This is a genomic window from Amycolatopsis albispora (genome assembly GCF_003312875.1).
Taxonomy (GTDB): Bacteria; Actinomycetota; Actinomycetes; order Mycobacteriales; family Pseudonocardiaceae; genus Amycolatopsis; species Amycolatopsis albispora.
The window spans coordinates 822,292-835,617 of record NZ_CP015163.1 but is presented as its reverse complement, the minus strand read 5'-3'; the positions used below and the strand labels follow the sequence as shown (position 1 = coordinate 835,617).

The window sequence follows — 13,326 nt, the reverse complement described above, 5'->3', positions numbered from 1 at the left end:
ATGAGCGCACTGGAATTCGCCCGCCGCGTCCGGAGCAGGCAGCAAGCCGTCGGGTACTGGGTGGTGCTCGACGACCCGATCGCCACCGAACGCCTCGCCCGGCTCGGCTACGACTACGTGGCCGTGGACGCCCAGCACGGGCTGCTCGGTTACGAGGGCATCCGCAACGCGATGCTGGCGATCGACGCCGGCGCCACGTCGGCGGCCATGGTGCGGGTCGAGCAGAACGACCCGTTCGCCATCGGCCGGGTGCTCGACGCCGGAGCGACCGGGGTGATCGTGCCGTTGATCGACAACGCGGCCGACGCCGAGGCGGCGGTGCGTGCCGCGCGGTACCCACCCGAGGGCCGCCGGTCGTACGGGCCGATGCGCTCGCAGTTGCGGGTCGGGCCGAAACCCGCCGAGGCGAACGAATCCGTGCTGGTGCTGGCGATGATCGAGACGCCGGAAGGGCTGGACAACGTCGCGGAGATCTGCGCGACGCCGGGCCTGGACGGGGTGTACGTCGGCCCGTCCGACCTGCGCCTGGCCGTGGGCGGGGCGACCTCGACCGATCCGGCGGTGGACGGCGTGTTCGAGGAGGCCGTGGCGAAGATCGCCGAGGCCGCCGCGGCGGCGGGCATCGCCGCGGGCATCCACACCCCGGCCGGTGAGGTGGCCAGGAAGCGGCTCGCGCAGGGGTACACCTTCGCCACCGTGGCCTGCGACCTGGTGCACCTGGAGCAGGCCGCCCGGTCCCACCTGGACGCCGCGCGAGGTGACCGGTGAAGCTGACCCCGGCCGGACCCGGCCGCGTCGAAGCGAAGCTGTCCGCCGGAACCGCGCAGTCCCACGCGGCGAACCTCGCCGTGTTGCCGGGCGGGGATCTCGGCTGCGTGTGGTTCGGCGGCACGCAGGAGGGCGTGCACGACATCCGGATCTGGTTCTCGCGCCTGGCCCCGGACGTGGACGCCTGGACCGATCCCGTGCCGCTGACCGGCGATCCCGGACGGTCCGAGCAGAATCCCGTGTTGTTCACCGCTCCGGACGGGCAGTTGTGGCTGTTCTGGACCGCGCAGCACGCGGGCCGCCAGGACACCGCCGAGGTGCGGGCACGTATCTCCGCCGACGGCGGCCGGACCTGGGGTGAACCCCGGACCTTGCTGCCCGCGAGCCCCACCGGCGGTGTCTTCGTGCGTCAGCCGCCGCGGGTGACCGCGTCCGGCACCTGGCTGCTGCCCGCGTTCTCCTGCAACACGCCCGCCACCGGCGCCTGGTCCGGCGGTGACGACACCAGCGCGGTGTTCGCCAGCGAGGACGACGGCGCCACCTGGACGCGGTACGACGTGCCGGGCAGCCGCGGTTCGGTGCACATGAACGTGCTGCCCGCCGAGCACGGTTACCTGGCCTTCTACCGCAGCCGCTTCGCCGACGTGATCAGGATGAGCAGCTCGCCGGACGGTCTCAAGTGGACGGAACCGGAGCCGACCCCGTTGCCGAACAACAACTCCTCGGTGCAGGCGACGCGCTTGGCCGACGGCAGGCTGGCGCTGGTGTACAACGCGAGCAGCGCCGCCGACGCCACGCACCGGCGTGCCGGGCTGTACGACGAGGTGGACGACACCGGCTCGCTCGGCGGCGAAGAACGCCCGGCGGTGCCGGTGGACGGCGGGATCGACGACCGCGAAGCCTTCTGGGGCGCCCCACGGGCGCCGCTCGCACTGGCCACCTCCGCCGACGACGGCCGCACCTGGCACCGGCATCCGGACCTCGCGCAGGGCGACGGCTACTGCCTGACCAACAACTCCCGCGACGGCGTCAACCGGGAGCTTTCCTACCCGTCGATCGTGCAGGACAACCACGGCCGGGTGCACGTGGCCTTCACCTACCACCGCTCGGCGATCCAGTACGTCCGACTGGACTCGGACTGGGCCGGCTGGCAGGAGAAGGCATGAGCCGGACCCTGATCACCACGCCGACCTTCGGGCGGTATTCGGCCGAGCCGTGGGAGATGCTGCGCCGGGCCGGGGTGCAAGCGGAACGGCCGCGCGAGGACGGCCCTCTGCCACGCGACGAGCTGTTCGCCCGGTTGTCCGAAGTGGACGCGCTGATCGTCGGGCTGGACCCAATCGACCGCGAGGTGTTCGAAGCGGCACCGCGGTTGAAGGTGGTGGCGAAGCACGGCGTCGGTTACGACAACATCGATCTCGACGCCGCCCGCGACCACGGCGTCCGCGTGGTCTACGCGCCCGGCAGCAACTCGCGGGCGGTCGCCGAGCTGACCTTCGGTCTGCTGCTCGACGTGGCGCGTGGCATCTCCGAGAACGACCGGGCAGTGCGCGAAGGCCGGTGGCCGAAGACCTTCGGCGGGGAACTCGCCGGGCGCAGCATCGGCATCGTCGGGTTCGGCCGGATCGGGCGGCTGCTCGCCGGATACGCGGCCGCGTTCGGCATGACCGTGGTGGCACACGACCCGTTCCTGGGCGAAGAAGCCTTCGGTGACGTGGCTTCCGCCGATCTGGAGACCACTTTGGACAGTTATGTGGTCAGCCTGCACCTGCCCGCGGTGCCCGGCGCGCCACCGCTGCTGGACCGCGCGCGGCTGTCGGCCATGCGGCCAGGAGCGATCCTGCTCAACGCCGCCCGCGGTGGGCTGGTGGACGAGGTGGCCGCCGCCGAACTGCTGCACAGCGGGCACCTCGCCGGAGCGGGCTTCGACGCGTTCGCCGTCGAGCCGCTGGCTGAGAGCCCGCTGCGCACCGCGCCGAACGTGGTGCTGACCGCGCACATCGGCGCGTGCACCCGGGAAGCCAACGCCGCGATGGGCACCGCCGTCGCCGAAGGCGTGCTGAGCGTGCTCGGCGGCACCGAGCCGCGGCACGCCGCCGTCTGATCTCCCCTACCCCAGAGGAAAGCATGAAGATCGAACGCGTCCGCATCGACAAGGCCAAGTTCGACATGGTCGACTTCGCCAAGCACCCCACCGGGTTCTCGCTGGTGTACACGCCGGGCAGCCGCAAGCCGACCAGTGCCTACGCGATCCGGATCTACACCGACGACGGGGTGGTGGGCCAGTACGTCGGCGGCAACTCGATCGCCGCCGCGCAGGTCGGCATGTTCGGCGACTACCTGGTCGGCAAGGACCCGCTGCAGCGCGAGCTGATCTACAACGACGTCAAGCGGCAGCTGCGCAAGTTCGACAAGATGGGCATGGGCCTGGTCGACATCGCGTTGTGGGACCTGGCGGGCCGCGCGCACGGCGCGTCCGTCCGGACCCTGCTCGGCGGCTGGAAGACCCGGCTGCCCGCGTACGCCTCCACCGCCGCCGGTGACCGCAACGGCGGCCTGGACAGTCCCGAGGCGTACGCCGACTTCGCCGTGGCGTGCAAGGAACTCGGCTACCGCGCGTACAAGCTGCACGTCTGGGACGAGTACGACGTGCCGGAGGTGGTCCGGACCATCACCAAGGTACGCGAGGCGGTCGGCCCGGACATGGACCTGATGCTCGACCCCGGCTGCAAGCTGGAAACCTTCGCGCACGCGGTGCGGATCGGCCGTGCCTGCGACGAGGCGGGCTTCCTGTGGCTGGAGGATCCCTACAAGGACACCGGCATCTCGATCTTCGGGCACAAGCGGCTGCGCGAGCTGATCCGCACTCCCCTGCTGCAGACCGAGCACGTGCGCGGCCTGGAACAGCACGTGGACTTCGCGATCGGCGGTGGCACCGACTTCGTGCGCGCGGACGCCGAGTACGACGGCGGCATCACCGGCGCGGTGAAGATCGCGCACGCCACCGAGGGCCTCGGCCTGGACGTCGAACTGCACACGCCCGGTCCGGCGCAACGGCAGCTGATGGCCTCGCTGCGCAACACGAACTACTACGAAATGTCCTTTGTGCACCCGAAATCCAGCGAGATCGGCCGCAGCCAGCTGATCTACGCCGACGACTACCGCGACGGCCTCACCGCGATCGCCGCCGACGGCTGCGTGCCGGTGCCCGAGGGCCACGGGCTGGGCGTCACCTACGACTGGGAAGTCATCGAAGCGCACACCGTCGACACGGTGGAGTTCTCGTGACCACGGCACGGGAAGCGGACCCGTACGCGCTCAGCGCCGACGACGTGCGGGAGCCGCCCGCCACGCTGCGCGGGCGGCTGCGGTACCTCGGTCCCGGCATGATCCTGTCCGCCGCCGTGGTCGGTTCCGGGGAGCTGATCCTGACCACCTCGCTCGGCGCCCGCGCCGGGTTCGCCCTGCTGTGGCTGATCATCGTGGCCACCACGGTCAAGGTGTGGGTGCAGATGGAGCTGGGCAGGCTCACCGTGCTGTCCGGGCGGCCCGCGCTGGAGGCGTTCAGCGACGTGCCACCCCGCACCCGGCGCGGCAGCTGGATCAACTACCTGTGGATCGGCATGGACTTCGCCAAGATGTTCCAGCGCGGCGGCATCATCGGCGGCACCGCGGCGGCCTGCTCGGTGCTGTGGCCGATCGCCGGCGAGCCGCTGAGCTGGACCTCCACCGCGGTGTGGACGGTGGTCATCGTGGTGGTGACCATCGCGCTGCTGCAGAGCAGCCGGTATTCGGTGGTGGAGACCGCTTCGGTGGTCGCGGTGGCGTTGTTCACCATGGTCACCGTCGCGCTAGCGCTGGCGCTGCCGTTCACCCAGTTCGGCTGGGACCTCGGCGACCTCGCGGGCGGGCTGGAGCTGGCCGTGCCCGCCGGCGCGCTCGGGCTGGCGGTCGCCATGTTCGGCTCGACCGGCGTCGGCGCGGACGAGATGACCACCTACACCTACTGGTGCCTGGAAAAGGGGTACGCGCGCTGGACCGGTCCCGCCGACGGGTCCGCCGACCGCGACCGCCGCGCCGAGGGCTGGCTGAAGGTGATGCGGCTGGACGTGGCGGTGTCGTGGCTGGTGTGCACCGTGTGCACGCTGTCGTTCTACGTCATCGGCGCGGCCGTGCTGAACCCGCAGCAGCTGGTGCCGCAGGGCAACGCGATGATCACCACGCTGTCCAGGATGTACACCGACACGCTCGGCCCGTGGGCGGAGGTGGTGTTCCTGGTGGGCGCGATCGCGGTGCTGTTCTCCACCAACGTCGGCTCGACGGCGAGCGTGCCGCGCCTGTGGACGAACACGCTGGGCGTGCTGGGCGTGCTGAACTGGCGCGACCCGGCGGTCCGGCGGCGGACCATCCGGTTGCTCACCTTCTTCCTGCCGCCGCTGTGGGCGTCGTTCTTCCTGTTCATCCAGTCGCCGGTGCTGATGGTGCAGATCGGCGGCATCGGCTCGGGCGTGTTCCTGATCGCCGTGGTGATCGGGGTCTGGTACCTGCGCTCACGTGAACCGGACAAGCGGTTCCGGCCGAATCCGCTGATCACCGCCGCGCTGGTGGTGAGCAGCCTGGCGATCATGGCGCTCGGGGCGTATTCGGCGCTGGAGGTCTTCGGGGTGGAAATCGGCTGACATGCTGGCGGAATGGCACTCTACGACCGGATCGGCGAGGGTTACGCGCTCGGGCGGCGCACCGACCCGAGGTGGCTGACGCCGATCCTCGACGCACTCGGGCCCGCGCGCACGGTGGCGGACATCGGCGCCGGGACCGGGTCCTACGAACCGGCCGACCGGCCGGTGTTCGCGGTGGAGCCGTCGCCGTCGATGATCCGGCAACGGCCACCACACGCGAGCCCGGCCGTGCGCGCGGTCGCCGAGGCGCTGCCGTTCCGCGACCGGGCCATCGACGCGGCCATGGCGGTGCTCACCGTGCACCACTGGACCGGCTGGCGGGCCGGGCTCGCCGAACTGCGGCGGATCGCGCCACGCCAGGTGGTGCTCGCCTACGACACCCGGCGCCATGCCGGATTCTGGTTCGTCCGCGAGTACGTGCCGGAGATCGCCGCGCTCGAACTCGGCAGGCCGTCGGCGGACGACATCGCGGGCGAACTGGGCGCGGACCGCGTCCTGCCGCTGCCGGTGCCGTGGGACTTCACCGACGGTGTGTTCCCGGCGTACTGGCGCCGCCCGGCCGCCTATCTCGATCCCGGCGTCCGCCGCTCGTGTTCCGCGCTCGCGCAGACCGATCCGGCCGCCGTCGAACGCGGCATCCGGCGCCTGCGCGCGGATCTCGACAGCGGCCGGTGGCACGAGCGACACCGGGACCTGCTGGCACTGGACGAATGGGACGCCGGGTTCCGCCTCATCGTCGCCGGTTCAGCGCGGTAACCCGGCCAGCCAGGCGAAGGTCAGTGCGTAGAACCGGGACGCGCCGTGGCTGAAGTTGATCGAGTGACCGGCGTCCGGGATGACCAGTTCGCCGCCGGGCTCGGGGTAGAACTGGTCGTGACTGCCCAGCACGGACAGCGTCGGCAGGTCGGCCGGGACGGGCGGCGTGCCGAGGGCGAGCAGTTCCGGCTCCGGCACGGTGTCCTTGAGCCTGCCTTCCTCGAGCCGCGGCACGAGCGGGCCGTAGGTGCCCGGGTAGTGGAACGTCTCGACGCGGGTGCCGGGCAGCGTGGTCAGGTAACCGGGCGGCCAGCCACGACCGGCGAACTTCGGGTCCTGCTCGGCGGGGTGGAACGGCGGGAACGCCGCCCGGGCGGACGCCCGCGGGGTGGCGGGCATGCCGCTGATGATCAGGCCGTCCACCCCGCCACGGCGTGCGGTGTCGTAGGCGACCAGGCCGCCGAGCGAGTGGCCGTTCAGCACCACCCGCCCGAACCGCGGGCCGAACGCACCGGCCCGCAGGCCGTCCACCACCTGCTGGGCGACCTGCCCGGCGGCGGGCAGGTCGACCGTGGCCGGGTCGGGATGGTCGCTGCGGCCGTAGCCGAGGCGGTCGAGGTTGAGCGTGGCGAAGCCGCGCGCGGCGGCCAGCCGGGCGTAGGCGCTCCAGTAGGTGTGGTCGTAGGTGGCGCCGTGCAGCAGCAACTGCACCGGAGCACCGGCGAGCCGTGCCGGACGGCAGAACTCGGCGAACACCCGTTGTGGCCCACCGGCGGTCACCGGGAAGTGGTGCACCCGGCACTGGACCGCGGCCTCCACAGTGGACGGAACGGGCAGGAGCAGCAAAAGGACAGCGGCGACGGCCGCGGAAAAGGCGCGCAAGGCAACCCCTTCGGGGAACAGCGCGAACGGTTCCAGCCGTGTTCGACGGCTACCGCGCGGATACGCGGCTCTCAGGCGCTGCCGGGAACACTAGGCCGGGTGTGGCGCGCGCGGCAATTCCTTTTCCGCCTTGACCTCCAGTCCGGTCGAGCTAGCAGACTCGCGGGCATGTCGATCACCATCAGCAATCCCGAAGGTCTCGCCGATCCCGTTCCGTACGGCTACAGCCATCTCGCGCGCACTCCCGGCGGGCTGGTGTTCGTCGCGGGCCAGTGGGCGGCGGACCCGGACGGCCACCTGATCGACGGCGACTTCGCCGCGCAGGTCAGCCGGTCCTTCGCCAACCTGCGGATCGCGCTCGCCGCCGAAGGGCTGGACTTCGGTTCCGTGGTCCGCCTCGGCACCTACATCGTCGACCACAACGAGGAGAAGCTCACCGTGCTGGGCAAGCAAATCGCGGAGATCTGGGGCGACCGGCCGCCTGCGCAAACCCTGGTGGGCGTGGCGAAGCTGGCGCTGCCGGGCATGCTGTTCGAAGTGGACGCGATCGCCGCTTAGACCGCCGCCAGGAGCAGCCCGGCGGCAACCGCCTCGACGCCGAAGTAGAACCAGATCGGATAGAACGAGGTGCCGCGGTCGACCAGCCGGGAGAGCACGCGGCCCGCCGCCATCCCGGCCAGCGCGAGCGCGACGGTGACCACCACACCCCGCCGGAAATCACCACCGTCCACCACGGCGAGCACCAGCACCGCCGCGATGGCCAGGCCGAATCCGCCGTACACCGCCCTGACCTCGGACCGGCTCTCCGGCGCGTCGGCGGTGAGGCGGAACGGCCGCACCAGCGCGGCCGGGGCGGCGAGCGCGTAGACCCCCATGGCGAGGAAAAAGGCGGCCACCGCGATGGGCACGATCGTGGTCATGCGCACTCCTGTTCCGTGAAACCGATGTGTGCCAGCATGCTGGCGATGACCGACGTCGTGCTTCCGGAAACGTGCTGCGCCGTGGTGTGGGCGGGGCCGGGGCGGGCGGCCTACCTGGGGCCGTCGCTCCGGCTGCGTGCGCACTCGGGCTCGGTGCACTGCTTCGCGCTCGGCATCGACGAGCCGTTCACCGTGCTCGCGGGCGGTGCCGAGCACCGGGTGCGCAGCGCGCTGATCCCGGCGCGCACGCGGAGCCAGGTGGTCGCGAGCGGCCGGATGCTGTTCCTCTACCGGGATCCGAGTGCGTCGTGGCTGGCGGACATCCGCACCAGGATGACCCCGGCGGGCACGCTCCACATCGGTCACCGGGACGAAGCCGCGCTGGTCCGGGAGGTGCACGGCGGCCGGTTGCCGGTCGGGGTGCTCGGCCCGGCCCTGGTGCCCTCGGACGCCCGCGTGCGCGCGGCGCTCGAACTGGTCGGCACCGATCCCGGCGGCCGGTTGAGCGCCGCCGACGTCGCCGCCGCGGTGCACCTGTCGGTCTCGCGGTTCCAGCACCTGTTCACCGCCCAGACCGGGACGAGCTTCCGCCGTTACCGGCTGTGGGCCAGGATGCAGCACGTCGCGGCCGCGGTCAGCCGCGGGGAAAGCCTGACCAGGGCCGCCGCCGACGCCGGTTTCGCCTCACCCGGCCACTTCAGCGACAGCTTCCGCGACATGTTCGGCCTCAGCGCGAGCCGGCTGCTCGCCCCGGGCACGCGGCTGAGGGTCGATCCCGGAAATCTGGGCGGCGGCGGGAACTGAGGGGCTGCTTCGGCCGTCCAACGAGCGCGCCGGGAAAGGGGATGAAGCCGTGCCTGAAGGAAATCCGCTGGTCGCGCAAGCGCAGTCGCAGACGACCGGGGTGACCGGGATCGGGATCGCCGAGTCGGCGGTCGATCTGGCCAACGGCGTCTCCGACGGCTCCTGGGTCGAAGCCGGACTCGGTGCGGTCGGCGTCGGCCTCGAAGTGCTGTCCCTCGTCGTGGACCCCATCGGCACGCTGGCCTCCTACGGCGTGTCCTGGCTGATCGAACACGTCCAGCCGCTCAAGGAAGCACTCGACTGGCTCGCCGGGGACCCGCCGGTCATCCAGTCCTTCTCCGACACCTGGGCCAACGTCGCCGCCGAAGTCAACGCCATCGCCGGAGACCTCGGCAACGAAGTCACCAACGGCACCGCCGGCTGGCAAGGCGAAGGCGCCGACGCCTACCGAGGCGCCGCCGCCGAACAAGCCGACGCCCTCGCCGGTGCCGCCTCGCTGGCCGACGGCATCTCCGCCGGTGTGATGATCATGGGCACCGTCGTCGCCGCCGTGCGCGAACTCGTCCGGGACCTGGTCGCCGAACTCGTCGGCAAGCTCATCACCTGGGCACTGGAAGCCGCGGGCACCCTGGGCTTCGCGACGCCGGTGATCGCCGTGCAGGCCACCACCGCCATCTCCAAGACCATCACCAAGATCAGCGACTTCATCCGCAAGCTGGTCAAGACCATCGGCAACGTCTCCCCGAAGATCCGCAAGATCATCGACAAACTCGGCGAGATCATCGAGAAACTGTCCAAAATGCTGCGCAAGGGCGGCAAACCCGGCAGCAGCACCACCCCCTCGGGCGCCAAGCCGAACACCACCACAACCCCCGACACCACCCCCAACTCCCCCGACACCACCCCATCGGGCACCGACACCACACCCGACACCGGCAGCACCCCCGACGGCGGAAAACCCGGCAGCACCACCCCCGACTCCTCCTCACCGGGCAGCAACCGGCCGGACAACCCGCAGGACACCAAAACCCCGCCGGAACGCCGGTACTGCAAGGACGACCCGGTGGACGTGGTCTCCGGTGAGGTCATCCTCAGCCAGGTCGACCTGGCGCTGCCCGCCGCGCTCCCGCTCGTCTTCCGCCGCGTGCACGTCTCGTCCTACCGCGCGGGCCGCTCGCTCGGCCCGAACTGGGCGTCCACAGTGGACCAGCGGCTGGAGTTCGACAGCGCCGGGATCGTCTACGTCTCCGACGACGGCACGCTGCTGACCTATCCCGACCCGCTGTCCGACCACTCCCCCGTGCTGCCCGCCGTCGGCCCGCGCTGGCCGCTGACCAGGACCGAAGACGGTTACCTGATCAGCAAGCCGGACGCGAACCAGTCGCTGCGCTTCGCCACGGGCGGCAGGCTGGAGGCGGTCGAGGACCGCAACGGGAACCGCATCGAACTCGGCTACACACCGGACGGCGCGCTGGCCGAACTGCACCACAGCGGCGGCTACCGCGTGCTCGTCGAACAGCGCGGCGGCCTGATCAACCGGCTGCTGCTGGCCGACGAGTCGGCGGACATCGAGGTCGTCCGGTACGAGTACGACGACCGCGGCCGCCTCGCCAAGGTGTTCAACTCCTCGACCAAGGCACTGCGGTTCGACTACGACAGCGAGGGGCGCCTGGTCCGCTGGGAGGACCGCACCGGCACCTGGTACGGCTACCGCTACGACGCGCGCGGCCGGTGTGTGGCCAACGAAGGCGCGGGCGGTTTCCTCAACGGCACCTTCGACTACGGCGAGCTGACCACGGTGTTCACCGACTCGCTCGGCAACCGCACCACCTACCGCTACGACGAAGCCCGCAACGTGGTCGAGCTGACCGACCCGCTCGGCAACGTCACGCGCCAGGAGTGGAACGACCGCGACGAGCTGGTGGTCCGCACCGACCCGCTCGGGCGCGTCACCCGGTTCACCTACGACGACAACGGCAACCTGGTCACGGTGACCCGGCCCGACGGCAGCCAGGGCCTGGCCGAGTACAACGAGTTCGGCCAGCCCGTCACGCAGGTCGATCCGGGCGGCGCGGTGTGGCGCTACGACTACGACCAGCGCGGCAACCTGCTGGCCACCACCGATCCCACCGGCGCGGTCACCCGGTACCTCCGCGACGAGCGCGGCAACCTGGTCGGCAAGACCGATCCGCTCGGCAACACCACCCGCCTCGAGGTCAGCGCGGCGGGGCTGCCGGTCGCGGTGACCGACGCGCTCGGCGCGACCACCCGGTACACCCGCGACCAGTTCGGCAGGCTGTCCACCATCGTCGACGCGCTGGGCAACCGGTCCACGGTCACCTGGACCGTCGAGGGCAAGCTGCTGGCGCGGACCTACCCCGACGGCACCGGCGAGCGCTGGCGCTACGACGGTGAAGGCGCGCGGGTCGAGCACATCGACGCGCTCGGCCAGTCGACGCACACCGAGACCACGCACTTCGACCTGGTCTCGGCGGTGGTCGGCCCCACCGGCGCGCGCACCGAATTCGAGTACGACACCAATCTTCAGGTGGTCGCCGTGCGCAACGCGGCGGGACTGGTCTGGCGGTACCACTACGACGCCGCGGGCAACCGGATCGGCGAGACCGACTACAACGGCCGCGAACTCCGCTACACCTACGACGCGGCCGGTCAGCTGGTCGGCATGGTCAACGGCGAGGGCGAGACGATCAGCTTCGTGCGCGACCAGCTCGGCCGCATCGCCGCGCGGCACACCGCCTCGAACGTGTCCACCTTCGAATTCGACGAAGCGGGCGCGCTGGTGCGGGCGGTCAACTCGGACGCCGAGGTGGTCATGCAGCGCGACGCGGGCGGCCGGATCGTCGCGGAGACGGTCAACGGCCGCACCATGTCCTACCGCTACGACACCGCGGGCCGCCTGGTCCACCGGCGGACCCCGGCCGGCCAGGAGAGCACCTGGGAGTACGACCGGCTGGGCCGCGCTTCGCGCCTGGTCAGCGGCGGGCGCACGCTGTCGTTCGGCTACGACGTGGCGGGCCGCGAGGTCGAGCGCCTGCTCGACACCGGGCTGGTGATGGCCAGCGAATGGGACGCCAAGCACCGGCTGGTCGGCCAGACCATCAGCACCGTGAGCGGGTACCAGCGCCAGGCGAACCTGGTGCAGCGGCGGCACTACACCTACCGGGCGGACGACGCGGTGCTCGCGGTCCAGGACGCGCTCGGCGGCACGCGGCAGTTCGGGCTGGACCCGGTCGGCCGGATCACCTCCGTGGACGGCCCCGGCTGGCAGGAGCGCTACGCCTACGACCTCAGCGGCAACCTGGTCCGCGAGCCGTCCGTGCCGGACGTGCCGGTCGCGCCCGCGGCGGTCGGCACGGTCGTGCACGAAAGCGGTGACGTGCGGTACCGGTACGACCGGCAGGGCCGCGTGGTGCTGAAGCAGAAGAAGCGCCTGTCCCGCAAGCCGGACACCTGGCACTACCAGTGGGACGCCGAGGACCGGCTGACCGGCGTGATCACCCCGGACGGCACGCACTGGCGCTACCGCTACGACGCGCTCGGCCGCCGGATCGCCAAGCAGCGGCTCGCCCAGGACGGCTCGGTGGCCGACCAGGTGCTGTTCAGCTGGGACGGCGCGGCCGTCGCGGAGCAGATCGGCCCGCGCGGCGAAGCGGTCACCTGGGACTACGACGGCCGGAACCGCCCGGTCACGCAGATCGAGCAGGACGAGGTCGACCGGCGGTTCTACGCCATCGTGACCGACCTGGTCGGCACGCCGACCGAGCTGGTCGACGACAGCGGGCAGCTCGCCTGGCGCGCGCAGACCACGCTGTGGGGTGAGGCGCTCGGCGCGCTGCGGCAGCGGACCGCCACCCCGTTGCGGTTCCCCGGCCAGTACCACGACGACGAAACCGGGCTGCACTACAACTACTTCCGGTACTACGACCCGGAAACCGGGCGGTACCAGAGCAATGACCCGCTCGGCCTGCTCGGCACGCCGAACCCGCACGCCTACGTGGCGAACCCGTTGCGGCTGACCGACCCGCTCGGCCTGATGACCTGCGACGAAGCCGAGCGGGCGCTGCGCGACCTCGACCCGAACGACCCGGCCAACCAGCAGGCCCGCAGCGAGGCCTGGAACCAGCTCTACCGGGACGCCGAGAACCACCCCGACCGGATCGCCGAGCAGCAGGCGGCCGAACGGGAACGGCTCGTCCGCCAGGCGGCCAGCGACATCCGCCGCGACGTGGGCTCGGTGCCCAACGAGCTGCGCGGCGGCCGGGTCGACGCACCGCAGGGCAACATCCCGGGCAGCCAGTACCACGTGCAGGGCGCGGGCCGCGGCACGCCGGGCCTGAACATGGACGGCACCTTCCACGACGGCGATCCGAACTGGAACCGGGCCACCTACGAATGGGCCTACGACCACGGCTTCGCCTGGCCGACCAGCGGCCGGTGGGCCGGGCAGAGCCCGGGCACCCACCCGTGGTGATAGCGTCCGAAGTGGAGGGAGGCCC

The 13,326-nt window shown here is 71.5% G+C and carries 11 protein-coding genes; 9 read left to right on the top strand and 2 right to left on the bottom strand.

All coding sequences use genetic code 11. The annotated features are described in order from the left end of the window. Genes A4R43_RS04110 through A4R43_RS04085 form a run of 6 tightly spaced genes read left to right on the top strand, consistent with a single transcriptional unit; the run spans window position 1 to window position 6,203 of the window. Window positions 1–768, top strand: coding sequence for an HpcH/HpaI aldolase family protein (locus tag A4R43_RS04110; protein WP_113691060.1), 768 nt, complete (start codon window positions 1–3; stop codon window positions 766–768). Beyond that, a complete protein-coding gene (locus A4R43_RS04105; protein ID WP_113691059.1) occupies window positions 765–1,934 on the top strand; it encodes a sialidase family protein in 1,170 nt (389 codons plus the stop codon). Before A4R43_RS04110 ends, A4R43_RS04105 begins: the two co-directional genes overlap by 4 nt. Then, on the top strand, window positions 1,931–2,872 hold the full coding sequence (locus tag A4R43_RS04100; RefSeq protein ID WP_113691058.1) for a phosphoglycerate dehydrogenase: 942 nt from the start codon (window positions 1,931–1,933) through the stop codon (window positions 2,870–2,872). Before A4R43_RS04105 ends, A4R43_RS04100 begins: the two co-directional genes overlap by 4 nt. A gap of 23 nt (window positions 2,873–2,895) precedes the next feature. Further along, a complete protein-coding gene (locus tag A4R43_RS04095) occupies window positions 2,896–4,056 on the top strand; it encodes an enolase C-terminal domain-like protein (RefSeq protein WP_113691057.1) in 1,161 nt (386 codons plus the stop codon). Next, window positions 4,053–5,447, top strand: coding sequence for an Nramp family divalent metal transporter (locus A4R43_RS04090; RefSeq protein WP_236808760.1), 1,395 nt, complete (start codon window positions 4,053–4,055; stop codon window positions 5,445–5,447). The genes A4R43_RS04095 and A4R43_RS04090 overlap by 4 nt, the downstream gene beginning before the upstream one ends. Window positions 5,448–5,459: 12 nt before the next feature. Continuing rightward, complete coding sequence (locus A4R43_RS04085) at window positions 5,460–6,203, top strand: class I SAM-dependent methyltransferase (protein WP_113691056.1); 744 nt, start codon at window positions 5,460–5,462, stop codon at window positions 6,201–6,203. Here the strand turns inward: A4R43_RS04085 and A4R43_RS04080 are convergent. Then, entirely contained in the window at window positions 6,192–7,085 is an 894-nt protein-coding gene (locus tag A4R43_RS04080; RefSeq protein WP_162788308.1) for an alpha/beta hydrolase, read from the bottom strand. The two genes, A4R43_RS04085 and A4R43_RS04080, sit on opposite strands and share 12 nt — an antisense overlap. Window positions 7,086–7,253: 168 nt before the next feature. On the opposite strand from A4R43_RS04080, the gene A4R43_RS04075 reads away from it, so the two are divergent. Continuing rightward, window positions 7,254–7,643 (top strand): RidA family protein, encoded by a 390-nt coding sequence (locus A4R43_RS04075; RefSeq protein ID WP_113691054.1) that lies wholly within the window; start codon window positions 7,254–7,256, stop codon window positions 7,641–7,643. On the opposite strand, the gene A4R43_RS04070 is transcribed toward A4R43_RS04075, so the two are convergent. Continuing rightward, window positions 7,640–8,005: a DUF4345 domain-containing protein gene (locus tag A4R43_RS04070; RefSeq protein ID WP_113691053.1), complete on the bottom strand. Its 366-nt coding sequence runs from the start codon at window positions 8,003–8,005 to the stop codon at window positions 7,640–7,642. The two genes, A4R43_RS04075 and A4R43_RS04070, sit on opposite strands and share 4 nt — an antisense overlap. Before the next feature lie 45 nt (window positions 8,006–8,050). On the opposite strand from A4R43_RS04070, the gene A4R43_RS04065 reads away from it, so the two are divergent. Together A4R43_RS04065 and A4R43_RS04060 are read left to right on the top strand one after the other, a co-directional pair. After that, on the top strand, window positions 8,051–8,809 hold the full coding sequence (locus A4R43_RS04065) for a helix-turn-helix transcriptional regulator (RefSeq protein WP_236808758.1): 759 nt from the start codon (window positions 8,051–8,053) through the stop codon (window positions 8,807–8,809). Between the two features lie 49 nt (window positions 8,810–8,858). Beyond that, window positions 8,859–13,301, top strand: a complete 4,443-nt coding sequence (locus A4R43_RS04060; RefSeq protein ID WP_113691052.1) for an RHS repeat-associated core domain-containing protein — start codon at window positions 8,859–8,861, stop codon at window positions 13,299–13,301. Window positions 13,302–13,326: the final 25 nt, after the last annotated feature.

What these genes read in the sequence shown, in the direction of transcription:
- A4R43_RS04070 (WP_113691053.1), bottom strand. Translation starts at nt 8,005, where the DNA reads ATGACCACGATCGTGCCCATCGCGGTGGCCGCCTTTTTCCTCGCCATG.
- A4R43_RS04065 (WP_236808758.1), top strand. Translation starts at nt 8,051, where the DNA reads ATGACCGACGTCGTGCTTCCGGAAACGTGCTGCGCCGTGGTGTGGGCG.
- A4R43_RS04075 (WP_113691054.1), top strand. Translation starts at nt 7,254, where the DNA reads ATGTCGATCACCATCAGCAATCCCGAAGGTCTCGCCGATCCCGTTCCG.
- A4R43_RS04095 (WP_113691057.1), top strand. Translation starts at nt 2,896, where the DNA reads ATGAAGATCGAACGCGTCCGCATCGACAAGGCCAAGTTCGACATGGTC.
- A4R43_RS04100 (WP_113691058.1), top strand. Translation starts at nt 1,931, where the DNA reads ATGAGCCGGACCCTGATCACCACGCCGACCTTCGGGCGGTATTCGGCC.
- A4R43_RS04085 (WP_113691056.1), top strand. Translation starts at nt 5,460, where the DNA reads ATGGCACTCTACGACCGGATCGGCGAGGGTTACGCGCTCGGGCGGCGC.
- A4R43_RS04110 (WP_113691060.1), top strand. Translation starts at nt 1, where the DNA reads ATGAGCGCACTGGAATTCGCCCGCCGCGTCCGGAGCAGGCAGCAAGCC.